This is a genomic window from Pseudonocardia sp. T1-2H, from assembly GCF_038039215.1.
In the GTDB taxonomy this organism is placed as follows: domain Bacteria; phylum Actinomycetota; class Actinomycetes; order Mycobacteriales; family Pseudonocardiaceae; genus Pseudonocardia.
In genome coordinates this window covers 4,923,593-4,948,463 of sequence record NZ_JBBPCL010000001.1, presented here as the reverse complement: position 1 = coordinate 4,948,463, position 24,871 = coordinate 4,923,593, and the positions used below count along the sequence as shown (strand labels likewise).

20 protein-coding genes and 4 pseudogenes are annotated in these 24,871 nt (G+C 74.1%); 21 read left to right on the top strand and 3 right to left on the bottom strand.

All coding sequences use genetic code 11. The features are described 5' to 3' along the window. The first annotated feature begins 58 nt into the window (after positions 1–58). The 15 genes and pseudogenes from ndk to WBK50_RS24340 all read left to right on the top strand — a co-directional run bounded on the left by ndk (position 59) and on the right by WBK50_RS24340 (position 15,400). Positions 59–469 (top strand): nucleoside-diphosphate kinase, encoded by a 411-nt coding sequence (gene ndk, locus WBK50_RS24410; protein ID WP_341337836.1) that lies wholly within the window; start codon positions 59–61, stop codon positions 467–469. Then, positions 466–990 (top strand): GNAT family N-acetyltransferase, encoded by a 525-nt coding sequence (locus WBK50_RS24405; RefSeq protein ID WP_341337835.1) that lies wholly within the window; start codon positions 466–468, stop codon positions 988–990. Before ndk ends, WBK50_RS24405 begins: the two co-directional genes overlap by 4 nt. A gap of 108 nt (positions 991–1,098) precedes the next feature. Further along, complete coding sequence (locus tag WBK50_RS24400) at positions 1,099–1,890, top strand: hypothetical protein (RefSeq protein WP_341337834.1); 792 nt, start codon at positions 1,099–1,101, stop codon at positions 1,888–1,890. A gap of 58 nt (positions 1,891–1,948) precedes the next feature. Next, a complete protein-coding gene (dapA, locus tag WBK50_RS24395) occupies positions 1,949–2,827 on the top strand; it encodes a 4-hydroxy-tetrahydrodipicolinate synthase (RefSeq protein ID WP_341337833.1) in 879 nt (292 codons plus the stop codon). A gap of 255 nt (positions 2,828–3,082) precedes the next feature. Continuing rightward, positions 3,083–5,014 (top strand): annotated as a pseudogene (locus WBK50_RS24390) (TIGR03960 family B12-binding radical SAM protein); the annotation flags it as partial. After that, a complete protein-coding gene (locus WBK50_RS24385) occupies positions 4,997–5,554 on the top strand; it encodes a GNAT family N-acetyltransferase (protein ID WP_341339493.1) in 558 nt (185 codons plus the stop codon). The pseudogene WBK50_RS24390 and the gene WBK50_RS24385, both read left to right, overlap by 18 nt. A gap of 45 nt (positions 5,555–5,599) precedes the next feature. Continuing rightward, positions 5,600–5,791: a hypothetical protein gene (locus WBK50_RS24380; RefSeq protein WP_341337832.1), complete on the top strand. Its 192-nt coding sequence runs from the start codon at positions 5,600–5,602 to the stop codon at positions 5,789–5,791. Positions 5,792–5,836: 45 nt separating this feature from the next. Then, a complete protein-coding gene (locus WBK50_RS24375; RefSeq protein ID WP_341337831.1) occupies positions 5,837–6,646 on the top strand; it encodes a TIGR03936 family radical SAM-associated protein in 810 nt (269 codons plus the stop codon). 181 nt (positions 6,647–6,827) lie between these two features. Beyond that, on the top strand, positions 6,828–10,142 hold the full coding sequence (locus WBK50_RS24370; RefSeq protein WP_341337830.1) for a translation initiation factor IF-2 N-terminal domain-containing protein: 3,315 nt from the start codon (positions 6,828–6,830) through the stop codon (positions 10,140–10,142). Positions 10,143–10,277: 135 nt separating this feature from the next. Continuing rightward, a complete protein-coding gene (rplU, locus tag WBK50_RS24365; protein WP_297500744.1) occupies positions 10,278–10,586 on the top strand; it encodes a 50S ribosomal protein L21 in 309 nt (102 codons plus the stop codon). 12 nt (positions 10,587–10,598) lie between these two features. Continuing rightward, positions 10,599–10,856 carry a 50S ribosomal protein L27 gene (gene rpmA / locus WBK50_RS24360; RefSeq protein ID WP_341337829.1) on the top strand — a complete coding sequence of 86 codons (258 nt, stop codon included), beginning with the start codon at positions 10,599–10,601 and terminating at the stop codon, positions 10,854–10,856. Between the two features lie 86 nt (positions 10,857–10,942). Continuing rightward, entirely contained in the window at positions 10,943–12,616 is a 1,674-nt protein-coding gene (gene obgE / locus WBK50_RS24355) for a GTPase ObgE (RefSeq protein WP_341337828.1), read from the top strand. Next, positions 12,613–13,731, top strand: coding sequence for a glutamate 5-kinase (proB, locus tag WBK50_RS24350; protein ID WP_341337827.1), 1,119 nt, complete (start codon positions 12,613–12,615; stop codon positions 13,729–13,731). Before obgE ends, proB begins: the two co-directional genes overlap by 4 nt. A gap of 45 nt (positions 13,732–13,776) precedes the next feature. Beyond that, positions 13,777–14,352: pseudogene (locus WBK50_RS35370) on the top strand (methyltransferase domain-containing protein); the annotation flags it as partial. A gap of 760 nt (positions 14,353–15,112) precedes the next feature. Continuing rightward, the gene (locus tag WBK50_RS24340; RefSeq protein ID WP_341337825.1) at positions 15,113–15,400 is read left to right on the top strand and encodes a hypothetical protein; all 288 of its coding nucleotides are present in this window, start codon (positions 15,113–15,115) and stop codon (positions 15,398–15,400) included. A gap of 68 nt (positions 15,401–15,468) precedes the next feature. Here the strand turns inward: WBK50_RS24340 and WBK50_RS24335 are convergent. Next, positions 15,469–17,605: pseudogene (locus WBK50_RS24335) on the bottom strand (DEAD/DEAH box helicase). An 82-nt stretch (positions 17,606–17,687) separates the two neighbouring features. Here WBK50_RS24335 and WBK50_RS24330 point away from each other — a divergent pair. From WBK50_RS24330 to WBK50_RS24320, 3 genes and pseudogenes are all read left to right on the top strand, one after another. Continuing rightward, positions 17,688–18,215, top strand: coding sequence for a hypothetical protein (locus tag WBK50_RS24330; protein ID WP_341337824.1), 528 nt, complete (start codon positions 17,688–17,690; stop codon positions 18,213–18,215). Between the two features lie 151 nt (positions 18,216–18,366). Next, a pseudogene (locus WBK50_RS24325) lies at positions 18,367–19,234 on the top strand (AAA family ATPase). Between the two features lie 10 nt (positions 19,235–19,244). Beyond that, positions 19,245–20,675, top strand: coding sequence for a vWA domain-containing protein (locus WBK50_RS24320; RefSeq protein WP_341337823.1), 1,431 nt, complete (start codon positions 19,245–19,247; stop codon positions 20,673–20,675). Here the strand turns inward: WBK50_RS24320 and WBK50_RS24315 are convergent. Beyond that, on the bottom strand, positions 20,672–21,511 hold the full coding sequence (locus WBK50_RS24315; protein ID WP_341337822.1) for a S41 family peptidase: 840 nt from the start codon (positions 21,509–21,511) through the stop codon (positions 20,672–20,674). The two genes, WBK50_RS24320 and WBK50_RS24315, sit on opposite strands and share 4 nt — an antisense overlap. Before the next feature lie 214 nt (positions 21,512–21,725). On the opposite strand from WBK50_RS24315, the gene WBK50_RS24310 reads away from it, so the two are divergent. Further along, positions 21,726–22,088 (top strand): SPW repeat domain-containing protein, encoded by a 363-nt coding sequence (locus WBK50_RS24310; RefSeq protein WP_341337821.1) that lies wholly within the window; start codon positions 21,726–21,728, stop codon positions 22,086–22,088. Between the two features lie 96 nt (positions 22,089–22,184). Further along, positions 22,185–22,769 (top strand): TetR/AcrR family transcriptional regulator, encoded by a 585-nt coding sequence (locus WBK50_RS24305; RefSeq protein WP_341337820.1) that lies wholly within the window; start codon positions 22,185–22,187, stop codon positions 22,767–22,769. Between the two features lie 15 nt (positions 22,770–22,784). Here the strand turns inward: WBK50_RS24305 and WBK50_RS24300 are convergent, their stop codons facing one another. After that, positions 22,785–23,993 (bottom strand): MFS transporter, encoded by a 1,209-nt coding sequence (locus WBK50_RS24300; RefSeq protein WP_341337819.1) that lies wholly within the window; start codon positions 23,991–23,993, stop codon positions 22,785–22,787. A 271-nt stretch (positions 23,994–24,264) separates the two neighbouring features. Between WBK50_RS24300 and WBK50_RS24295 the strand changes: the two genes are divergently transcribed. Then, positions 24,265–24,867 carry an alpha-ketoglutarate-dependent dioxygenase AlkB gene (locus WBK50_RS24295; protein WP_341337818.1) on the top strand — a complete coding sequence of 201 codons (603 nt, stop codon included), beginning with the start codon at positions 24,265–24,267 and terminating at the stop codon, positions 24,865–24,867. Positions 24,868–24,871 lie beyond the last annotated feature (4 nt).

The following is a 24,871-nucleotide window of genomic DNA, read 5'->3' as shown; positions in this document are numbered from 1 at the left end:
TGCGCAGGGCGAAGGTCCCGTGACGGAGATCGTCCGGGCGCTCGATATCCTGATCGGCGTGACTGAACGCACCCTGGTCCTCGTCAAGCCCGACGGCGTGGCACGCAAGCTCGTCGGTGAGGTGCTCGCCCGGATCGAGCGCAAGGGCCTCGACCTCGTCGCCCTCGAACTGCGGACCGTCGAGCGCGAGCTCGCCACGCAGCACTACGCCGAGCACGACGGCAAGCCCTTCTTCGAGTCGCTGCTGGAGTTCATCACCTCCGGCCCGGTGCTGGCGGCGGTCGTCGAGGGCCCCCGCGCCATCGCGGCGTGGCGCCAGCTCGCCGGTGGCACGGACCCCGTCGAGAAGGCCACCCCCGGCACCATCCGGGGCGACTTCGGCCTCGAGACCCAGCTCAACCTCGTCCACGGGTCGGACTCGCCGGAGTCCGCCGCCCGCGAGATCAAGCTCTGGTTCCCGAACCTGTGAGGGCGGGGGCCGGGATCGCCGGCCCGCACCGCGTCGCGCCCGGGGCGGCGGCGCTCGGTGATCTCTGGCTCGCGGTGACCCGCGCCGGCGGTGCCGTGGGTTTCACCCACGACGCCCCGGAACGGGACATCCGCGCGAAGGCGGAGGCGGCGATCGCCGACGTCGAGGCGGGCCGGGCGCACCCGCTGGTCCTGGGCGACGCGGCCGACCTCGGCGGTGTCGTCTTCGTCGTTCCCGGTGACGGCCAGGTGATCGCGCACCGGGGCACCGTCGTCCGCCTGATGGTCCACCCGGAGCTGCAGGGACGGGGCCACGGACGAGCCCTGCTCGACGGCGCCGTCGATCTCGCGCGCGCCCTCGGCCTGGAGCAGCTGCTGCTCTCGACCCGCGGCGGCACGCGGCTGCCCGAGTTCTACGTCAAGCAGGGCTGGACCGAGGTCGGCGTGTTCCCGGGCGCCCTGCGCCTCGGGCCGGACGACGTCCGGGACGAGCACTGGTTCCAGCGGCAGCTGGCGGACTGAGCGGCTTCCGTCGGGTTCCCGGCCACCCGTGATCTCCACCTGGTCACCCGGGCAGATGACGGGCCGGACCGAATGGCCGTCACACATCCGTGGGGTGAGGATGGCGCCATGACCGTCCTGACCCCACGTGCCACCACGGCGGACCTCGTCCGCGGTGTCGTGGTGGCCGTGCTCGCCGTCGCCCAGCTCGTCCTCTCCGGGCTCGGTGGCAGCGGCGTCGTCGGCGAACCCGTCGGCGACGTCGCCCGCTCCTATGCCACCCCGTTGCTCGCCGCGAACTGGGCGTTCGCGATCTGGGGGCCGATCTACATCGGTTTCCTCGCCTACGCCGTCTACCAGCTGCTGCCCGGCCAGCGAGCACGCACGGTCCACCGGCGCACGGGGTGGTGGCTCGCCGCCGCGGCCGTCGCGAACCCGCTGTGGATCCTCACCTTCGGCAGCCGAGAGGTGTTCCTGGCCGAGATCCTGCTCATCGTGCTGCTGGTGATCCTCGCGCTCGTGTTCGGCCGGCTGAGCCACGAGCCCGCGGAGGGCAGGCTCGAACGGATCGTCCTGCGCGGGACCGTCTCGGTGTACACGGGCTGGGTCTCCGTGGCGGTGGCCCTCGGCACGGCGGCCACCGGCGTCCGGATCGGGCTGCCGGGGGACGGGGCACTGGCGGACGTCGCCGCCATCGTCGTCCTGCTGGTCGTGGCCGTGATCGCGACGGCGGTCGTCAACGCGGGGACCGCCGTCGTCGGGTACGCGGCCGCGGTCGCCTGGGCCCTGGTCGGGGTCGCGGCGGCGCGCCCGCCCGTGCCGGTGGTGGTCGCGGCGGTCGTCGCACTGGTCGTCGTGGTGACGACGACGATCCGCCGGGTGAGCCGGTCGGTCCAACCGGCCCGGCTGGCCTGGGGCTGAACCGGTCGCACTTGCTACCGTCGGCCCTCACCACCTGAGCGTCCGAAGGGCCGAGCACATGATCACCGGTAGTCTCGTCGCGCTGGTCACCCCGATGCGGGAGGACGGCACGATCGACCACGGGGCGCTGGAACGGCTGGTCGAGCGGCAGGTCCTGGCCGGGACGTCCGCGATCGTCTCCGTCGGCACCACGGGGGAGTCCTCGACGCTGACCGTCGAGGAGCACACCGAGGTCATCCGCCGCACCATCGACGTGGCGGACGGCCGCGTCCCGGTCATCGCCGGCACCGGCGCGAACAACACGGCCGAGGCGATCCACCTCACGAAGGCGGCGGCCAAGGCCGGCGCGGACGGCGCCCTGCTCGTCACGCCGTACTACAACAAGCCGCCGCAGGAGGGCCTGTACCGGCACTTCAAGGCCGTGGCCGAGGCCGTGGACCTCCCGCAGTACCTCTACAACGTCCCCGGGCGCACCGCGTGCGACATGCTGCCGTCGACGGTCGAGCGGCTCGCGGAGGTGCCCAACATCGTCGGGCTCAAGGAGGCGCTGGGGGACCTGGACCGGGTCCGTGACCTGGTCGCGCTGGGCCTCGACGACTTCGCGCTCTACTCCGGCGACGACGCCACCGCCCGCGCCAGCATGCTGATGGGCTTCCACGGGGACATCTCGGTGACGGCGAACGTCGCGCCCGAGGCGATGGCGCGGATGTGCAAGGCCGCGGTCGCCGGGGACGACGAGGGCGCCGCCGCGATCGACGCCGAGATCGCCGGGCTGCACCGTGCCCTCTTCGTCGAGGCCAACCCGATCCCCGTGAAGTGGGCACTGGCCGAGATGGGCCTGATGGACCACGGCATCCGCCTCCCCCTGGTCCCGCTCGACGAGTGGCACCACGAGGACGTTCGCGCCGCCCTCCGCGCCGCCCACCTCCTCCCCTGACGACCCCGCGAGTCGCGCTCCGGGACCGGGCGAGCCGCGCCCTCGGGCCGCCTGAGCGAGGACGTCGACGGGTGAGCGCGGCACCCTCCCGGTCCGATTCACCGGGCCGGAGATCGCGACTCGCGTGGCTTGAGATCGCGACTCGCGTGGTCCGGGATCGCGACTCGCAGGGTGGGCGACCCCGACACGCGGGGTGGTCGTGGCTGGTTCGCCCGGTCGGCGAGCCGCCGTGGCGCGGGGCTACCCTGGGTCGGCGTGAGCCCCGCGTCCGTCTTCCCCGCCCTGGAGCCCCTGCTGCCCCGGGTGTCCAAGCCCGTGCAGTACGTCGGCGGTGAGCTCAACGCTCAAGCCAAGGACTGGGACACCGCCGAGGTCCACTGGGCGCTGATGTACCCCGACGCCTACGAGGTCGGCCTGCCCAACCAGGGCATCATGATCCTCTACGAGGTCCTCAACGAGCGTCCCGACGCCCTCGCCGAGCGCTGCTACGCGGTCTGGCCGGACCTCGAGGCCCTCATGCGGGAGCACCGCGTCCCCGCCTTCACCGTGGACACGCACCGCCCGGTCGGCGCGTTCGACCTGCTCGGCGTGTCCTTCTCCACCGAGCTCGGCTACACGAACCTCCTCACGACGCTGGACCTGGCCGGCGTCCCGCTGCACGCGCGGGACCGGGACGAGAGCCACCCCGTCGTCGTCGCCGGCGGGCACGCGGCGTTCAACCCGGAGCCGATTGCGGATTTCGTGGACGTCGCGGTGCTGGGTGACGGCGAGGAGGTCGTCGGGGACATCACGGACGTCGTCAAGGCGTGGAAGGCCGAGGGACGGTCCGGTGGCCGCGCCGAGCTGCTGCTCCGGCTGAGCCGCACGGACGGCTGCTACGTCCCGTCGCTCTACGAGGTCACCTACGGCGACGACGGCGCGATCGAGAGCGTCACCCCCACCGACGAGCGCGTCCCGGCCACGGTCCAGAAGCGCACCACCAGCGACCTCGACGAGTGGCCCTACCCGAAGGCGCCGCTGGTCCCGCTGGCCGAGACCGTGCACGAGCGCGCCAGCGTCGAGATCTTCCGCGGCTGCACCCGCGGCTGCCGCTTCTGCCAGGCCGGGATGATCACCCGCCCGGTCCGCGAGCGGTCCCTGCAGGGCATCGGTGAGATGGTCGACAAGGCGGTGCGCGCGTCCGGGTTCGACGAGGTGGGCCTGCTGTCGCTGAGCAGTGCGGACCACTCCGAGATCGCCGAGATCACCAAGGGCCTCGCGGACCGGTACGAGGGCTCGAACACGTCGCTCTCCCTGCCGAGCACGCGCGTGGACGCCTTCAACATCGACCTCGCGAACGAGATCTCCCGAAACGGCCGCCGCTCCGGGCTCACCTTCGCCCCCGAGGGCGGCTCCGAGCGGATCCGGCGTGTGATCAACAAGATGGTGTCGGAGGAGGACCTCATCCGCACCGTCTCCGAGGCGTTCGCGCAGGGCTGGCGGCAGGTCAAGCTCTACTTCATGTGCGGGCTGCCCACCGAGGAGGACGAGGACGTCCTGGAGATCGCGGGCATGGCGCACCGCGTGATCAAGGCCGGCCGCGCCGCGTCGGGCCGCAACGACGTCCGCTGCACCATCTCCATCGGCGGGTTCGTGCCCAAGCCGCACACCCCGTTCCAGTGGGCCGCGCAGGCCCACCCGGACGTCGTCGACGCCCGGCTGCGCAAGCTGCGCGAGGCCGTCAACAGCGACCGGAAGATCGGCCGCAACATCGGCATGCGCTACCACGACGGCCAGCCGTCGCTGATCGAAGGCCTGCTCGCCCGCGGCGACCGCCGGGTCGGCGCGGTGATCGAACGGGTCTGGCGCGAGGGCGGCCGGTTCGACGGCTGGAGCGAGCACTTCTCCTACCAGCGCTGGATCGACGCCGCGGCGGCCGAGCTCGAGCCGAGGGGTGTCTCGCTGGCCTGGTTCACCACTCGCGAGCGCGACGGCGACGAGGCCCTCCCGTGGGACCACCTGGACTCCGGGCTGGAGCGGGACTGGCTCTGGGACGACTGGCAGGACGCGCTGGCCGGCAACGAGCAGGACGACTGCCGCTGGACCCCCTGCTTCGACTGCGGCGTCTGCCCGTCGACCGGTGCGGACATCGAGGTCGGGCCCAGCGGGACGACCCTGCTCCCGCTGACGGTGGTGAACCCGGTCGGGCGGGAGCTGGGTGCCGAGCTCGGCCCCGGTGCACGTGAGGCCCCCGGCTCCAGGACGATCGGCGTCCGGGTCGCGGACGAGCGGGACGGCGCCGCTCTCGCCCAGCTCCGCCGCGTGTGGGTCGAGGAGCGGACCGGCCGGCCCGTCGACGACCCGGGCTTCGAGGCCGGCTTCGAGCAGTGGTGGCGCACCGAGCAGCCGCGACGGACGTTCTGGCTGGCCGAGGTCGGTTCCGAGCGTTCCGGGTACACCGCGATCGGTTCGATCAACGTCGTCGAGATCGTGCACATGCCGCGTCCGGGCGGGCGCGGCGGCCGGGTCGGCCAGGTCGGCAACGCGTTCGTGCTGAACGCGTTCTCGGACCAGGGCGTCCCGCAGGCGCTGCTGGAGGCCGTGATCGTGCACGCCCGGGAGCGCCGCTACCGGCGCCTCGTCCTCGCCCCGACCGCGCGCAGTCTCGAGTTCTACCGGCGCGCCGGTTTCCGGCCGGCGGGGGAGACGCTCCTCGCGCTCGACCCCGGCGAGTTCCACCCCGGCTGAGTTCTCCGCCGAGACGGATCATCCGGACACCGGCACCGGCTCCCGATGGCGAGCCGGGCACCGCGGACCTGGCGTCCGGAGATCCGCGCCGGTCTCCACGCGGGCGCACGGGACCGCCGGACATCCCCCACCGCGTGGGCAAGCGTCCTCGCCGTCGCGGCCGAACGGGAGGGCCTCACCGGCGAGGACCCGGTGCGGGCCGACCGCCCCGTCGACGATCCCGGGCCCGGGGACTGAGGTCCGCCGCACGCCCTCCCGGGCCGGGCTCGTACGCTGGAGCACATGGCACGAGTCCGGCCCGGGGAGGCCGCGAACCCCGCACCCCCCACGGTGCAGCGGATCCGCGTGCGCTTCGCCAAGCGGGGCCGGTTGCGCTTCCTGTCCCACCGCGACGTCGCCCGCAGCGTCGAGCGGGCGGTCCGCCGGTCCGGCGTCCCGGTGTCGCACTCCCACGGCTTCAGCCCGCACCCGCGCATCTCGTGGATCGGGGCCGCGCCCACCGGATCGGCGAGCGAGGCCGAGTACTTCGAGATCGGGCTCACCCGTCCGGTCGAGCCGGAGACCGTCCGGTCGGCGCTGGACGCCGTACTCCCGGTCGGGCTGGACATCCTCGAGGCCGTCGTCGCCACCCCGCCCTCGCTCGCGGACCGGATCGACGCGAGCTCCTGGTCCATCGCGCTCCCGGGCGTCGCACCGGCCGCGGCGCGCGCGGCGCTCGACGCCTTGCTGGCGCGGGAGACGTTGATCGTCGAACGCGTCACACCGAACGGGAGACGCCAGGTCGACGTGCGTGCGGCGCTCGTCTCCGCGTCCGTTTCCGACGGCTCCACGGGGCCGGTGGACGACGACGGCAACAGCGGTGTCACACCTGGAGTGGCCGCTTCGTCCGCCGAATGTGCGATACTGGGAGCGGTCGTACGGCAGACGACACCCGCCGTTCGACCCGACGACGTGTTGGGTGCACTCGACGTTGTCGCAGGGCTGAAGCCACCGGTGCCCGCGAAGGCGACCCGGATGGCCCAGGGCCTGCTCGACGACCGGGGTGCCCTCGCCGATCCTCTCGGTCCTGGCCGGGTCACCGCCCAGGCTTGACCGCCGGTTCGGTGCGTCGCCGGCCCGCCACCGGGCCGGTGACGAAGCTCGTGGCACGCCGTCGAGCACCGCCGGCTAGCTGTCCACAGGATTGCTCCCCCGCACCGCGTGGGGAGAGAACGCGTACGGCCCCTGCGCGGCCGCCTTCTGACCCGAGGGCGCCCGGGGGCGAAGGAGCTGAATGTCGATCAACGATGCGCCTACCGGGGATTCCGGTGGGCCTGTCCCCCTGCCCGAGCTGCCCGAGAAGCTGCGGGTGCACGCCCTCGCGAAGCTGATCGGACGCACGAGCAAGGAGGTGCTCACCGCGCTCGCCGATCTCGGCAACGCGGCGCGCAGCGCCCAGTCCAGCGTCGACCGGAAGACGGCCGAGCAGGTCGTCTCGGCCCTCGTGCCGGACTCCGGCGGTGCCGCCGCACCGGAGAGCCCGGTCCTCGCGGAGAGCCCGGCCGACCCGGTCATCGAGGAGGCCGCGCCGGTCGTGGAGCCCGCTGCAGCCCCCGCCGGCGAGGTGGAGGACGCCGCCGCGCCCGCGGAGAAGACCGGCCCGCTGGCGCCGCTGTTCGCGCCGCCGGCCGCCGTCTTCCAGCCGCCCGCGGCCAAGCCCGCCCGCTCGCGCCGCAAGGCCGCCGAGCCGGTCGAGGAACCCGCCGCCGAGACGCCCGCCGTGCCGGCCCCCGCCCCGGAGGAGGAGGCCGAGGGGCCCTCGACCACCGGCCCCGAGGACGCGGACCAGGACCAGGACTCCGACGAGGACAGCCGCCGTCGTCGTCGTCGCGGACGCCGTGGCCGTGGCCGCGGCAAGGGCCAGGACGAGGAGAACGGCGAGCCGGACTCCGTCGACGAGCAGGCCGAGAGCACCGCGGACGCCCCCGAGCGGGTGGCGGCCGAGCCGGCCGCCGCCGAGCAGGAGGCCGAGGACTCGGACGACTCCGAGGACACCGAGGACGAGACCGACGGCGCGGACGCCGGCGGCACGCGTCGCCGTCGCCGCCGTCGCCGTCGCAAGGGCTCCGGGGACGGGGCGGACGACCGCACCGACGACGACCCGCCCAACACCGTCACCCGGGTCCGGGCGCCGCGGGAGACCCGCGAGCGGGACACCCGGGACGACTCGGACGACGGCGTGCAGAGCGTCCGCGGCTCCACCCGGCTCGAGGCCAAGCGCCAGCGCCGCCGGGACGGGCGGGACGCCGGGCGCCGCCGCGTCCCGATCCTGTCCGAGGCCGAGTTCCTGGCCCGTCGGGAGAGCGTCGACCGCACGATGGTCGTCCGCCAGGAGGGTTCGCGCACCGAGATCGGCGTGCTCGAGGACGACATCCTCGTCGAGCACTTCGTGGCCAGTGCCGGCTCCGGCGGGAACGACAAGACCGGCAACACCAGCAAGTCGATCGTCGGCAACATCTACCTGGGCCGCGTGCAGAACGTGCTGCCCAGCATGGAGGCGGCGTTCGTCGACATCGGGCGCGGCCGCAACGCCGTGCTCTACGCCGGCGAGGTGGACTGGGACGCGGCCGGGCTCAACGGCAAGGCCCGGCGCATCGAGCAGGCGCTGAGCAGCGGCGACAGCGTCCTCGTGCAGGTCACGAAGGACCCGATCGGGCACAAGGGTGCGCGGCTCACCACGCAGATCAGCCTGGCCGGCCGGTTCCTCGTCTACGTGCCGTCCGGTGGCGCAGCGGGGATCAGCCGCAAGCTGCCCGACGTCGAGCGCAAGCGGCTCAAGGACATGCTCAAGGAGATCGTCCCCAGCGAGGCCGGGGTGATCATCCGCACCGCTTCCGAGGGCGTCAGCCACGAGGCGCTGGAGCGCGACGTCCGCCGGCTGCAGGCGCAGTGGGAGGTCGTCAAGGAGAAGTCCGAGAAGACCGGCCCGAACAGGCCCAAGGCGCCGACGCTCCTGTACGAGGAGCCGGACCTGCTGGTCAAGGTCGTGCGGGACCAGTTCAACGAGGACTTTACCGCGCTGGTCGTCTCCGGCGACGAGGCCTGGGAGACCGTGTCGGCCTACATCGGGCACGTCGCGCCAGAACTGAAGGAACGGCTGCACCGCCACGTGGGACCCAAGGACGTCTTCGCCGAGTACCGGATCGACGAGCAGCTGCTCAAGGCCCTGGACCGCAAGGTCTGGCTGCCCTCGGGCGGCACGCTGGTGATCGACCGGACCGAGGCGATGACCGTCGTCGACGTCAACACCGGCAAGTTCACCGGCTCCGGGGGCAACCTCGAGGAGACCGTCACCCGGAACAACCTGGAGGCGGCGGAGGAGATCGTCCGCCAGCTCCGGCTCCGGGACATCGGCGGCATCATCGTCATCGACTTCATCGACATGGTGCTCGAGGCCAACCGGGACCTGGTCCTGCGCCGGCTCACCGAGTGCCTGGCCCGGGACCGCACGCGGCACCAGGTCGCCGAGGTCACCTCGCTCGGCCTGGTCCAGATGACCCGCAAGCGGGTCGGGGGCGGGCTGCTCGAGCACTTCTCCGCGCCCTGCGAGCACTGCCGGGGTCGCGGCGTCGTGATCACGACGGACCCGGTGGAGCAGGCGCGCCAGGACCACGGGCCCGGCTCGACCAACGGCCAGGCGAACGGCTCCGACAACAGGTCGGGCAGCGGCGAGGTCGGCGGACGCCGCCGGAACCGCGGCCGCAGGGGCGGGGACCAGGACCAGGACCGCACGCCGGCCCCGGTCGAGGAGGCGCCGGTCGAGAAGGCGCCGGTCGACACGGTGAACGAGGTGACCGCGCCGAACGTGGTCGCCGCCGTCGCCGGTGCCGCGGCGGTCGCCGCCGCGAGCCGCAGCACGGAGAAGGCCGCCGCGGCCGCTGTCGAGACCGGGACGCCCGCCGTCCCGCCGGTCGAGGACACGCCGGCCGAGGACACGTCCGTCGCTCCGGCGCAGGCGCAGGAGGCCCCTTCCGAGGAGGCCCCGTCCGAGGAGGCACCCTCGCGTGGCCGGCGGCGGAGCCGTCGCCGGGAGGAGCGGGCCGAGGTGCCGGTCGACGCCACGAACGGTGCCGTCGAGGTCGCGGAGTCCGCGGCCCCGAGCGCTCCCGTACCCGACGCCCCCGCGCCGGCCGAGGCCCCCGTCACCGACGGGAACCTCAACGGGCACTCCCACGCCCCGACCGTCGAGCCGGAGACGCCGCCCGCCAAGCCCGAGCGGCGCAAGCGGGCCCGGGTCACCCGGTCCGCGGGCGCCCCGGCGGGCGCCGAGGCCGCCGTCCTGACCGCACCGGCCGGCGGCACGCCGAACGGCACGGGTACCGTCGACGCCGGCAGTGAGGTCGCCGTCGTCACGGCGCCCGTTCCGGTCCAGCCGGAGCCTGCGGCCGTCACCACGCGGCCACGGCGGTCCCGTCGCGCGGCGTCGCGACCCGCGGGCCCGCCCGTGGAGGCGGGGACCGGCAGCGACACCACAGGCAGCGAGAACCCGAGCGCTGAGAACGTGAGCGCCGAGAACACGGCAGGGACGAACGGGGGGGACCCGGTTTGACCCTGCGAATCACCCTTCCGTACCCTGGGATGCAAGGAGCCATGGCAGGCGGGCGTCGTCCGACGTCTCCGGCAGGTGGCCTGCGCGCGACCAGCGCGCCTCAGTCCCCCGATATTCAGGAGTCGTGCGTCAACGATGTACGCGATCGTCAAGACCGGCGGTAAGCAGTACAAGGTGGCCGTCGACGACGTGGTCACCGTCGAGAAGATCGACGGTGAGCCCGGCGCCGAGATCAGCCTGCCCGCCGTGCTGCTCGTGGACGGCGACCAGCTGACCACCGATGTGGATGCGCTGGCCAAGGCCTCGGTGACCGCCACGGTCGTCGAGCACACCAAGGGCCCGAAGATCCGCATTCACAAGTTCAAGAACAAGACCGGGTACCACAAGCGTCAGGGGCACCGTCAGCCGCTGACGAAGGTCCAGGTCACCGGCATCAGCCAGTAAGGGAGACGCACCATGGCACACAAGAAGGGTGCGTCCAGCTCCCGCAACGGTCGGGACTCGAACGCACAGCGGCTCGGGGTCAAGCGGTTCGGCGGCCAGGCCGTCAACGCCGGCGAGATCCTCATCCGCCAGCGCGGCACCAAGTTCCACCCGGGCACCGGCGTGGGCCGCGGCAGCGACGACACGTTGTTCGCGCTCGTCGAGGGCGCGGTGGAGTTCGGCACCCGCCGTGGCCGCAAGGTCATCAACGTGGTGCCGGCGCAGGTCTGAGGCCCGCACACCCTGATCAGCACCGAGAACGGCGGGCCGTCCCTACCGGGAGGGTCCGCCGTTCTCTCATGTACAGGAGAAGAACGATGTCGCGGTTCGTCGACCGGGTCGTGGTGCACGCCACCGCAGGGGCGGGCGGCAACGGCTGCGCGTCGGTCCATCGAGAGAAGTTCAAGCCGCTGGGCGGCCCCGACGGGGGCAACGGCGGCCGCGGGGGCTCGGTGGTCCTCGTCGTCGACCCGGGTGTGCACACCCTGCTCGACTTCCACCACCGGCCGCACGCCGCGGCCAGGAACGGCACCCAGGGTCAGGGCGGCTTCCGGGCCGGCGCGAACGCGGACGACCTGGAGATGCTCGTCCCGGACGGCACGGTCGTCTTCGACGAGGCCGGGAACATCATCGCGGACCTCGTCGGTCCCGGGACCCGGTTCATCGCGGCCGAGGGCGGCCGGGGCGGCCTCGGCAACGCCGCGCTCGCCTCCGCCGCGCGCAAGGCCCCCGGGTTCGCGCTGCTCGGCGAGCCGGGGGAGACCCGTGACCTCGTCCTCGAGCTGCGCTCGATGGCGGACGTTGGCCTCGTCGGGTTCCCCTCCGCGGGCAAGTCCTCCCTGGTCGCGGCGCTCTCCGCGGCCCGTCCGAAGATCGCGGACTACCCGTTCACCACGCTCGTCCCGCAGCTCGGCGTCGTCAGCGCGGGCGAGCAGATCTACACCGTCGCGGACGTCCCCGGCCTCATCCCCGGGGCCTCGGAGGGCCGCGGGCTCGGCCTGGACTTCCTGCGGCACATCGAGCGTTGCTCGGTGCTGGTCCACGTCGTGGACTGCGCCACCTTCGAGCCCGGCCGGGACCCCGTCGCGGACGTCCAGGCCCTCGAGGACGAGCTGGCGAGGTACACCCCGGCCCTCGGTGGCGAGCTCGCGGACCGGCCGCGGCTCATCGCCCTCAACAAGATCGACGTCCCGGACGCGGCGGACATGGTCGAGATCGTCTCCGAGGACCTGCGGGAACGGTTCGGCTGGCCGGTGCTGGCCATCTCCACCGCCACCCGCAGCGGGCTGCGCGAGCTCTCCTTCGCCATGGCCGAGCAGGTCGCTGCCTACCGCGCGGCCCAGCCCGTCGCGGAGGCCACGCGGATCGTCCTGCGGCCCGCCGCCGTCGACGAGCAGGGCTTCACCGTCGAGGAGGACCGGGAGCTCGAGGGCGGGTTCATCGTCCGCGGCGCCCTGCCCGAGCGCTGGATCCGGCAGACCTCGTTCGACAACGACGAGGCCGTCGGCTACCTCGGGGACCGGCTGGCCCGGCTCGGGGTCGAGGACGCGCTGGCCAAGGCCGGTGCGCGGCCCGGCTGCCCGGTCACGATCGGGCACGTCACGTTCGACTGGGAGCCCAGCACGCCCGCCGGTATCGCCATGGTGATGTCCGGGCGCGGCACGGACCGGCGTCTCGAGCAGGAGAGCAACCGCCTCAGCGCGACCGAGCGCAAGGCGGCCCGCAACGCCCGTCGCCGGCACCTGTCGGACGCGGAGCTGGCCGCGGGCGCGAGCTACGAGTACGAGCAGACCTTCGGCGGGCAGGCCGCGGACGACGGGGACGCCGACGTCTCGGACGAGACCTTCGAGCTTCCCGGACGACGAGCTCGAGGTGTGGAACGACTCGGAGGACCACAGCTCCCGATGAGCGCCTCCGCCGGGGCACCTGTGGCCCTTTCGCTCCGTCTCGCGAGGCGTCGGGCTCACGAGTGCCTCCGGCGGCCGCGGTGAGCGAGACCCGCGGGCAGATCGGGGCGGCGCGGCGCATCGTCGTCAAGGTCGGGTCGTCCTCGCTGACCAGCCTCGCCGGCGGGCTGGACCCGGACCGCCTGCACCGCCTCGTCGACGCCCTGGCCGGCCGCCGGGCCGCGGGCTCGCAGGTCGTCCTGGTCTCCTCCGGCGCCATCGCCGCCGGGCTCGCGCCGCTGGGCCTGGTCAAGCGGCCGCGGGACCTCGCCACGCAGCAGGCCGCGGCGAGCGTCGGGCAGCTCCTGCTCGCGCACGCCTACTCGGCGTCGTTCCTGCGGCACGAGCAGCGGATCGGGCAGGTCCTGCTCACCGCGGACGACATGATCCGCCGCTCGCACTACCGCAACGCCCAGCGCACGCTCGAACGCCTGCTCGGGCTGGACGTGCTGCCCGTCGTCAACGAGAACGACACGGTCGCCACCGACGAGATCCGGGTGGGGGACAACGACCGGCTCGCCGCGCTCGTCGCGCACATCGTCGGCGCGGACGCACTGGTCCTGCTCTCCGACGTCGACGGGCTCTACGACGGCGACCCCCGCAAGCCCGGCTCGCGGCTGCTGGCCGAGGTCGGCGCGCCGTCGGACCTGGACGCGGTCACCGTCGCCCGGCCGGGGCAAGGTGCGCTCGGCACCGGCGGGATGAGCACCAAGATCACCGCCGCCGCGATGGCGTCCGCCTCGGGGATCCCCGTGCTGCTCGCGTCCGCCGAGGACGTCGCGCAGGCCCTGGACGGCGGGGCCGAGGGACCGAAGGTGGGCACGGCGTTCCGGGCATCCGGGCGGCGGATGTCCGCGCGCCGGTTCTGGCTGCGGCACGCCGCGGACGTGCGCGGACGCCTCGATCTCGACGCGGGCGCGGTCGCCGCCGTCGTCGACCGCCGGCGGTCCCTGCTCGCCGCGGGCGTGCACGGGATCGACGGGGACTTCGTCTCCGGGGACGTGGTGGACCTCGTCGGGCCGTACGGCGTGGTCGTCGCGCGTGGAGTCGTCAACTACGACTCCGCCGAGCTCCCGGCCCTGATCGGCAAGCGCTCGACGGAGCTGCCGCCGGACCACCGCCGGGAGATCGTGCACGCGGACGACCTGGTACTGCTCTGAGCGGTTCCTAGCGGCGGGCGCCGTGACGCGCCACACTCGGGCGCGATGAGCATCGAGGCGGAGCGGCTCGCGGAGGATCTCGTCCGCGGCGGGCGCATCCGGGGTACCGCCGTGGAGCAGGCCTTCCGTGCGGTACCGCGGCACCTCTTCCTGCCCGGACGACCGCTCGACGAGGCCTACGCGGACGAGGCCGTGGCCACCCAGTTCGTCGACGGCGTCGCCACCAGCTCCGCGTCCCAGCCGTCGATGGTGGCCATCATGCTGGAACAGCTCGGGCTGCGGCCCGGGCACCGGGTCCTGGAGATCGGCGCCGGGACGGGCTGGAACGCCGCGCTCATGGCCCGGATCGTCGGCCCCGAAGGCTCCGTGACCTCGGTCGACATCGACGAGGAGCTGGTCGCACAGGCCGAGGACAACCTCGCTGCCGCGGGTGTCGATGGCGTACGGGTCGTCTGCGGCGACGGCGCGCTCGGCTGTCCGGAGGGAGCACCGTACGACCGGATCGTGCTGACCGTCGGCAGCTGGGACGTGCGTCCGGAGTGGGTGGCGCAGCTCGCGCCGTACGGGCGGATCCTGCTGCCGCTCACCGTGCGGGGCAGCCAGCTCTCGATCGCCTTCGATGCGCTCGACGACGGCCTGCTGCGCAGCGCGTCGGTACGGAGCTGCGCGTTCATCCGGCTCCGCGGCGCCGGGGCGGGACCCGACGTCTCGACACCGCTGGGTGGGGACTGCGAGGGCTGGTCGGTGCAGATGGCCGAGGAGGCGGAGATCGACGTGGCGGCGGTGCGGGCCGGGCTGGCCGAGCCCGGACCGGCGTGGCCGGTCGTGCCGGATCCGGGCCTCGACGCCGTGGACGTGTGGGACGGCCTCGGGCTGTGGCTGGCCCTCGGCGATCCGGCCGTGTTCCGGCTGCTCGCGACGAGGGAGGCGGCCGACTCCCGGGTGGGTGCCGCGCTGTTCCCGGTGCGGCGGGACCGCGCGACGGTCGCGCTCGGCGGTCGGGACGGGTTCGCGGCGCTGGTGACCGAGAGGCGGACCCCCGTCCCGAGACCGCGCCCGCGGCCGGAGTGGGGGCCGGGCGGGCCCGGGCCGGCCGGGGAGGGCGGGGCCGTCAGCGGTTCGGCGGTGCAGGCGTTCGGCCCGGGCGGCCGGGAGCTCGCCGCGCTGCTGCTGGAACGGGTCGCCGACTGGGTCGACGCGGGCCGGCCGCACGCCGCGGACCTGGCCATCGTCGCGGCCCCGGCCGGCGCGGAGCTTCCCGGGGGGAGCGGTGGTGGCGAAGGAGCACGTCCGGCTGAGCGTCGCGGCGGCGGGTTGACGCCGAGCGGCGCCCCACCGAGTCCGTCCCTGCACGCGCGGGCCGGGCCGGAAGGAGTGGATCATGGAGCAGCAGGAGCGCCGCGTCGTGGCCCGGCTGGAACCGGCCCGCGCCCCAGTCCCGAGCCGACCCGTGTGGTGGGCGAACCGCGGCGGCCAGCCGCCGTTGCTGCCCGAGCAGAGGGTGCGGGTCCGCCGGGCCGCCCGCCGGGCCCGCGAGGTCTATCCCGGGCCGATCGGCGAGGTCCTCGCGGGCGAGCTGTACTCCTACGCGGACCAGGGCTGGCGCTCGCCGGACCACGGGCTGCACGAGCGGCTGATCCGGGAGCTGCTCGGGGACGGGCCGAGCTAGGGCATGAGCAGGACGCGCCGGGATGGTTCGCGTACCACCCGGTGGTACCCGGCCACATCCGGGCGCGCTCACCCGGCCTGGGCGAGGGCCAGTGGAAGCACGGCCGGGGCACCCGCCTTGCGGAGGGCCCGCGCCGCGACCGTCATCGTCCAGCCCGAGTCGACCACGTCGTCCACCAGCAGCACCGGCCCGCCGACCCCGGAGAGATCGGGCAGCGCGGACGTGTCGAACCCGTGCCACACCGCCGCGAGGCGCTGCGCGGAGTTCTCGTGCGCGCCCGGCCGCTCCCCGGCCGGCGGGAGCGTGCCGAGCAGCGGGAGCCGGCCGATCTCCGCGATCCGCCCGGCGAGGTGCTCGAGCTGGTGGGGACGGGTGCGGGAACCGATCCCGATCACCCCGACCGGCCGCTCCGCCCAGCCCCACCCGGCCAGCACGCGGATCACCGCGTCCAGCAGCTCGGACGGGACGGGCCGGTCCGGGCCCTCGAGCAGCTCGCGCAGCCGGGTGCCCCAGCCGATGTCCGAGAGCCGGCCGACGGCCCGTCCGGGCTCGGCGAGCTTGTCCGCCTTGAGCCTGCCGGACACCGGGACGTCCAGCTCCTTCATCCCGCTCGGCCACATCTTCCGCGGCGCGACCTCGATGCCCGGCCTCTGCAGCCGCTCCTCCGCCGCGGCCGTGCTCTCGGCGGTGACGTCCGGGGACCAGACCGTGCCGCTGCAGACGTCGCAGCGGCCGCAGGGCGTGGGGTCCGGGTCGTCGAGCTGGCGGCGCAGGAACACCAGCCGGCACTCGTCCGTGGCGATGTAGTCCAGCATCGCCTGCTGCTCGGCCTTGCGGGCCTCGGCGATCCGGCGGTGCCGCTCGCCGTCGTAGGTCCACTCCCCGCCCGTGGAGATCCAGCCGCCCTTGACGCGCTTGGCCGCGCCGTCGCTGTCCAGGACCTTGAGCAGCATCTCCAGCCGGGTGCGGGAGAGATCGACCCGGGTCTCCAGCGACGCCGTCGAGACCGGGTGCTCCGACAGCGCGGCCAGCGTCTGGCGTACCAGCGGCTCGGGCGGGAACGCCAGCGAGGCGAAGTAGGCCCAGATGTCCCGGTCCTCGCGGCCCGGCAACAGGACGACCTCCGCGCGGTCCAGCGCGCGGCCCGCGCGGCCGATCTGCTGGTAGTAGGCCACGGGCGAGGCCGGGGCGCCGAGGTGCACGACGAACCCGAGGTCCGGCTTGTCGAAACCCATGCCCAGGGCGCTCGTGGCGACCAGCGCCTTGACCCGGTTGCCGAGCAGGTCCGCCTCGGCGTCGAGGCGGGCCTCGGGGTCGGTCTTGCCGGTGTAGGAGCGGACGGCGTAGCCGCGTTCGCGCAGGAACTCCGCGACCTCCTCGGCCGTCTGGATCGTGAGCGTGTAGACGATCCCGGCGCCCGGCAGCTCGTCGAGCCGGGACGCCAGCCACGCCAGCCGCTGCGCGGGGTTCGGGATCGGGACGACCGACAGGCGCAGGCTCGCGCGGTCGAGCGAACCCCGCAGGACCAGCGGAGCCCCCCTCCGCGGAGCGTCGGCGGAGCGGCCGTCGGCAGGGTCGAGGCCGAGCTGCTCGGTGACGTCGTGGACCACCCGGTCGTTCGCCGTGGCCGTGGTGGCCAGCACGGGGATCCCCGCCGGGAAGCTCGGCGATGAGGTTGCGCAGCCGCCGGTAGTCCGGCCGGAAGTCGTGCCCCCAGTCCGAGACGCAGTGTGCCTCGTCGACCACCAGCATCCCGGCGCTCGCGGTGAGGCGGGGGAGGACCCGGTCCCGGAAGTCCGGGTTGTTCAGCCGCTCCGGGCTGACGAGCAGCACGTCGACCTCGCCGGCGTCGATCTCGGCGTAGGTCTGCTCCCAGTCGTCCAGGTTCGCGGAGTTGACCGTGACCGCGACGATCCCGGCCCGCGTCGCCGCGTCGATCTGGTTGCGCATCAGCGCGAGCAGCGGCGAGACGATCACGGTGGGCCCGGCGCCCTGCTCGCGGAGCAGCGCCGTGGCGACGAAGTACACCGCGGACTTGCCCCATCCGGTGCGCTGCACGACCAGCGCCCGCCGGTGCTCGGCGACGAGCGCGTGGATGGCCGTCCACTGGTCCTCGCGCAGCGTCGCGCCCTCGCCGGCCAGGGTGGCCAGCACTTCCTCGGCGCGCGTGCGCAGATCCTGTTCGGTGGTGGTCACGCCCACCATGATGGCGCGCACCCCCGACAGTTCCCGGGCGCCCCGGCTCGGGACCTCCCGATCGCTGCCGTCGTCTGTCAGGCTCCGGCGCGTGGAGCAGCCCGGTGGCAGTCAGGTGGACCGTGCGGCGCTTCTCGGCGCGGCCCTGGCCGCGGTCGTCGCGCTGACCTTCGGCGGACAGGGGCCGTGGGAGTGGCTCGCGTCGATCGCGGGCGTCGTGCTGCTGGCCGTGCTCGCGGCGTACTTCCACCTCCCGGCCCCGGGCGAGGCCCCGCGTCGTCGCCAGCTCGTGGCGGTGTCCGGGGTGGCGGCTCTCGCCGCGGCGCTCGTCGTCGCCACGCCCCTGCAGCTGTTCCTCTCCGAGGCCACGCCGACCGGGGACCGCTGCCGGGCGAGCGGCGTCGTGGCGGCGGCGGCCCTGCGGGCCCAGGACCTCGGCGGGCTCTCCGGTCCGGTCCTGGACACCGCCGCGGCCGAGGCGGGCACCACCGCGGAGGGCGAGTGCCTCGGTGCCGCGACGAACAGGTGGCTCTGGGTCCCGGCGGTCGGCTTCGCGGTCGTGGCGTTCGTCGTCGGGATGCGCAGGTCCGCGGGGCGCCCGGCGGCGGACGACGTCTGAGACCGGGTCGAGGCGCGGCACCCACGGGCGCGGGCGACGCCATGGACGATCCGCGGCTGGTGTGATGCACCCCTCACCTCAACTTAACGACCGTACGGTTCTCAGGGCTGCGTAGCCCGGATCCGCAAGGCAGGATGATCCGGTGAACGCCATCCAGCCCCCGTTGTTCGGCTCGGTCGACGAGGTCACCGAGCGGCTCGCCGCCGTCGGCTACCTCGCCAACACCGCGGTCGCGACCACGGTCTACCTGGCGGACCGCCTCGGCAAGCCGCTGCTCGTCGAGGGTCCGGCCGGGGTCGGCAAGACCGAGCTCGCGAAGGCCGTCGCCCAGGCGACCGACGCGGGGCTCGTCCGGCTGCAGTGCTACGAGGGCATCGACGAGGCGCGCGCCCTCTACGAGTGGAACCACGCCAAGCAGCTGCTGCGCATCACCGCGGGCCAGGGCCACGAGAGCTGGGACGCGACCCGCGACGACGTGTTCAGCGAGGAGTTCCTGCTCCCGCGGCCGCTGCTCACCGCCATCCGCCGCGACGAGCCCACCGTCCTGCTCATCGACGAGATGGACAAGGCGGACGTCGAGGTCGAGGGCCTGCTGCTGGAGGTCCTCTCCGACTACCAGGTCAGCATCCCGGAGATGGGCACGGTCACCGCGACGCGCAAGCCGTTCGCGCTGCTGACCTCCAACTCCACCCGCGAGCTCTCCGAGGCGCTCAAGCGGCGCTGCCTGTTCCTGCACCTGGACTTCCCGGACGCGGACCTCGAGCGGCGCATCGTCCTGTCCCGCGTCCCGGAAGCTCACCGAGAACCTGACGGACGCGCTGGTCCGGACGGTCCGCGTGCTGCGGGCGATGGAGCTGCGCAAGGCCCCGTCGGTGGCCGAGACGATCGACTGGGGCCGCACGCTGCTCGCCCTGGGCATGGACACCCTCGACGACGACGCGGTGCGCGCCACCCTCGGCGTGGTCCTCAAGCACCGGTCGGACCAGGTCAAGGCCACGGCCGAACTGCATCTCAACTAGGAGCGCCCCGATGCCGGTCACCGCGAACGAGCACGGCCTGCCCGGGCACCTCGTCGACTTCGTCGCGGCGCTGCGCACCCACGGCGTCTCCGTCGGCCCCGGGGAGACCGTCGACGCCGCGGAGGTCCTCGGCGCCCTGGACCTGCTGCGCCGGGAGGAGCTGCGGGAAGGGCTGGCCGCGGCGTTGCTGCGCCGCTCCGGGCAGCGCGAGGTCTTCGACACCCTCTTCGAGCTGTACTGGCCCGCCGCGCTCGGCGCCGGCAGCGGCCAGGTCGACGTCCCGCGCGTCGAGGCCGAGGATCCGGACGCCCCCGACGGGCCGGTCGACGTCGACGCCCTGCGTGAGATCCTCGCGGACCTGCTCCGGGACGGCGACACCGACGCGCTGCGGGCGCTCGCCCGCGCCGTCGTCGACGCGCTGGGGCAGGCCGGGGCCAGTGGCACCGGCGTCCGCGGGTCGAGCGCGCAGCCCAGCTGGTCCGCCTACCAGGCGCTGCGGGTGATCTCGCCCGAGACCCTGCTCGCGTCGATCATGAACGGCCTCCGCCAGCCGGACGACTCGGACTTCACCGACGAGATGCGCCGCCGGGAGATCCGGGACCGCATCGCCCAGTTCCGCAAGATGGTGACCGACGAGGTGCGCCGCCGCACCGCCGAGCAGCGCGGCCGCGAGCAGGTGGCGAAGACCGCGGTGCCCAAGCAGGCCGAGCAGGTCGAGTTCCTCTCCGCCTACGCCGAGCAGCTCACCCTGCTCCGCCGCACGGTGCACCCGCTGGCCCGGCGCCTCGCCGCGCGGCTCGCCGTCCGCCGCAAGCACGCCGAACGCGGCACCCTGGACATGCGCCGGACGCTGCGCCGCTCGATGTCCACCGGCGGCGTCCCGATGAAGCCCGCGTACCGGACGCGCCGGCCCGGACGCCCCGAGCTCGTCATCCTCTGCGACGTCTCCGGCTCCGTCGCCGGGTTCAGCCACTTCACGTTGTTGCTGGTCCAGGCGTTGAGGGAGCAGTTCAGCAAGGTCCGGGTCTTCGCGTTCGTCGAGAAGACGGACGAGGTGACGCACCTGTTCGAGCCCGGCGCCGAGCTGTCGGGCGTGATGCAGCGGGTGCTGCGCGAGGCGGACCTCACCGCGTTCGACGGGCACAGCGACTACGGCGGCGCCCTCGGCAGCTTCGCGGAGTTCTACGGCGAGGCCATCACGTCCAAGAGCTCGGTGCTGATCCTCGGCGACGCCCGCACGAACTACCGGGACCCGAACCTCGCCGTCCTGCGGCGGTTGATCTCCCAGGCCCGGCACGCGCACTGGCTCAACCCGGAGCCGCGGCGGCAGTGGGGCAGCGGGGACTCCGCGGCGCTGCGGTACGCGGACGTCATGCCGATGCACGAGTGCCGCACGGCCGGCCAGCTGGCGGACGTCGTCGAGGCGCTGCTGCCCGTCTAGGACAGACCCTGGCTGTCCCAGAGGGCCATGCTGAGCGGGTCCTCGCTCGGCACGTCCGGGGTGATCCGGCCGCCGTGGACCTGTCCGGTGCGGTCGGCGAACCGGCTGGTGGTGACGGTGAGGACGACGCCGCCCGGCAGCGGCAGCGTCTCGGTGCCGGTACTCAGCCCGAGGGTGGGGGAGCCGTAGGAGCGCACGTCCGGCGCGCCCCGGAACGCGACGGCGACGGCCTCGCCGGAACTGGCCGTCGCGCCGTCGATGAGGACCGCCACCGGCCCGGACGTGCTGTCCCGCGCCGCGCGGGCCATCGGCCGGCGCCCCAGGAGCAGCACGCCGCCCAGGAGCCGCCACGGCGTCGACCCGCCGGTGCGGTCGACGAACGCGCCGATCGCCCCGTCGGGCTCGGGGCGCAGCAGCGGTGCCACCACCGCGAGCATGGGCCACATCGAGCCGCCGCCGTTCCCGCGCAGGTCGACGACCCACTGCGCCGCGCCCGCACCTGCGAGCGCCTTCTGGCCGGCCGCCTCGTACTCGCGCGCGTCCCGCGCGGCGCAGGCCGGCAGGGTGAGGACCGCCGCGTCACCCTCCATCCGGACGGCCGGCAGCTCGGGCGCCCCGTGCGCCAGCGCGCGCCCGCGCAGCCCGCTGTGCGGCCCGCCCGCCGCGCGGACGATCCGGAACAGCGCGAGCTCCAGCGCCTCCGGGTCCCCGAACGCGGCCGCGACCTCCTCGCGGGCCTGCGGCCAGTCCACGCGGTCGCTGTGCAACGCCCGCTCCTGCACCACGTCGAGCGCCCGCTCGACGGCCTTCCGGTCCCGTCCGGCCCGCCCGATCACGGGGTCAGTATGGCGGTGCCGGTCCTCGTGTGGGCGGCGCGGGGCGCGAGCCGAACCGTCTCAGCAGCAGACCGGTGAGATCCGGCAGGGCGGCGGTGGGGAGTGGCCTCGCCGAGGAGGCCTGTGATCGTCGGAACACGCCTTGACCGGCCGGCCAATCAAGGCGTAGACCTGTGGTTGTCGTAAGAAGCTTCTGAAGAAGGAAGTGATCGTGATGACCGCGAAGGCGTGGACCCGCTGGCAGGACTGGGCCGCACTGGTGATCGGTGTGCTCTTCGCCCTGTCCCCGCTCGTGACGGACGCGGACACGGGTGCCGCGTGGACCACCGTCGTGCTGGGGGTCGTGCTGGCCCTGAGCGCGCTGTGGTCGCTCGCCGTCCCCGGCTCCGTCGCCAGTGAGTACACCCACGGCGTGCTCGGCGTCCTGATCTTCATCGCCCCGTGGGTGATGAGCTTCAGCGACCTCGGCGGGGCGTCCTGGACGTCCTGGGTCGCCGGTGTCCTGACGGTCCTCGTGGCCGCCACCGCACTGCCGGCCGCCACCACCGCCCACCGCGGGCTGGCGGGCTCGCACTGACGCAGTACGCAAGGCTGCACCAGCGGTTCGACGGCCGCGGCCTCCTGGCCGCGGCCGCCGCGTGCGTGCATCCCGACCCACCGTGAAGGACCCGAGATGACCGGACCCCTCGACCCCGACAGCGGCCCGGCGCGCGAGCGCATCCTCGCCGCGGCCGAGGAGCTCTTCGCCGAGCGCGGCTTCGACGCGACGCCCACCTCCCGCATCGCCGAGCGCGCCGGAGTCCCCAAGGGGCTCGTGCACTACTACTTCACCCGCAAGCCGGACCTGCTGAGCGCGCTGGTCGAGCGGCTCCCGGAGGAGCGGGTGGACCGATACGCGGTGATCGTCCCGGGGGATGTCACCGAGAGCCTCTGCCGGCTCGTCACGGTGCTCGACGGGATGCTGGGCGCCTCCGCCACGCTCTCGCACCTGCTGTGGCGCGAGGCGGACACCCACCCGGCCGTCCGGGACGCGCTGCACGACCGCTTCGCCCGGCTCGTCGAGGTGATCCGGGACGTCGTCCTGGGGGCGCGGGAGGGTGACCCGAGGGGCGTCGAGACCGTGGCGCTGCTGCTGGCCTCCGCCGTGAGCTACCGGCACTCCGTCGCCCGGCACGCGGACGACGAGTCCGCCGCGAAGGCCGAGATGACCCGTGAGCTGCGGTTCCTCGCCGAGGCACTCGACGCGGGCGTCGGTTGATCCGGGGCGCGTCGATCAGTCGGGGGCGGGCTCGTCCCGCACCGGCGTGACGCCGATCGCGAGCACCGGCGCGAGCGCCGCCGCGGCGAACCCCGCGGCGTAGCCGGAGCCGCCGATGATCGCGCCGAGCACGATCGGCGCCAGCGAGGACACCACGTTCTGGCCGGTGTTCTGGATCCCCAGCGCTCGCCCGGACCAGGAGCTGCCGGCGATCTCCGCCACCGCCGTGAACGCCAGCCCGTTGTCCGCGACGCTCACCACCGCGCCCACCGCGAGCGACGCGATCGCGAGCCAGGGCGCCACCAGGTCCCCGAGGGAGAAGGACAGCAGGACCAGCGTCGCGCCGACCGCCAGCTGCCGCATCGGCCGCAGTCGGGAGCCGACCCGGTCCGACCACCAGCCGGCGCCGATCCGGCCCGCCGCGCCGGCGATCTGGAGGACGGCCACGAACACGCCGGCGGTCGCGATCGCCCAGCCGTGCTCGCGGACCAGGTACTCGGTGGAGAACGCCGCGATCGCGAACTGCGGCACGACCAGCAGCGCGCTGGCCGCGTGGACCCGCCACAGCAGCGGGGCGCCGTACGGAGAGCCTGGCCCGGCCTCCCCGGGGGCGCGTGGCGGGCGGGCCGGGTCAGGGGCGAACGCGGCCACGAGCACCGCCGAGAGCAGGCACAACGCCGCCGGGAGTGCGAGCGACGGGAGCACGCCGACGTGCGCGGCGAGGCTCGGCAGGGTCAGCCCGGCGACGCCGACGCCCAGCGGCTGCGCGGTCTGCCGGATCCCCATCGCCACCCCGCGCTCGTCCCGGGGGAACCAGCCCATCACCATCCGGCCGCTCGCCGCGAACACCGACGCGGCTGCGGCGCCGCCCAGGGCCAGCAGAACGACCAGCGGGACCGTGCCGGGATGTGGCAGGAACGCGACCAGCCCGACGACCAGTGCCTGGATGCCGAGGCCGGACGCGATGACCCGCCGCTCGCCCCAGCGGTCCGCGGCAGCGCCCCACAGGATCAGGGTCAGCAGCAGGCCTGCCGTGGGCCCGGCGACGTAGACGCCGGCCTCCGCGAGGGACAGGCCCAGGGTGTCCCGCAGCGTCGGGACCAGGAACGGGATGCCGTAGACGAACGAGCAGGCGGAGGACTGGGCCAGTACGCCGAGCGCGAGGACGACCCACCGCCGCCGGGATCGCACCTGGTCCTCACGGGTCGCGGGCGGGGTCGTCATGGTCCGGCACCCTACGCATGGATATCGGATGCTGAGAACTTCGTCCTACAGATTGGGATCGTCGGGCCGGTGCGGCGGCCTCCTCCGGTCCTGCAGCCCCTTGACGACGGCGGCCAGCGTGGCCAGGCCGACGATCGCCAGCACGATCCACACCATCATCGTCATCGCAGCTCCCGGGGCCGTGCGTGGTCGAGGTCGAGGACTGTCAGGCTACTGTCTCGAACTGATGTTCGATCCCGTGTACGTTCGAGGGCATGCTGGTCGATCTGATGTGGCAGCCGTCTCTCCTGGAGACTCCCGGCGCCCCCAGCTCGACCCCGGGTTCCACGGGCTCCGGCGGCACGAGCTCGGCGACGGCGCCTGGGTCGACGTCGTACCGGGGTGGCTCCGCGGTGCGGGCGAGCTGTTCGAACGGCTGCTCACCGGAACGCCGTGGCGCAGCCGCGAGGTCCGGATGTACGAGTGCACGCTGCCCGAGCCGCGGCTGACCCACCGGTGGAGCCGGGCGGACGGGCTCCCCGAGCCGATCCTGGGGGAGATGGCGGACGTCCTGTCCGGCCGCTACGGCGAGGAGTTCACCCAGGTCGGCGCCAACCTCTACCGGGACGGCGCGGACAGCGTGGCCTGGCACGGGGACCGGGTGGCCCGCGAGCTCCCGACGGCGACGGTGGCGCTGGTGTCGCTCGGCGAGATGCGGCCCTTCCGGCTCCGGCCGACGGGTGGCGGAACGTCGGTCGGGTTCCTGCCCGGGCCCGGGGACCTGCTCGTGATGGGCGGGTCGTGTCAGCGCACGTGGCAGCACTCGGTGCCGAAGGTGCGGGCGGCCGGGGCCCGGATCAGCATCCAGTTCCGCCACGCGTATCCGGTCCCCTGAGTCC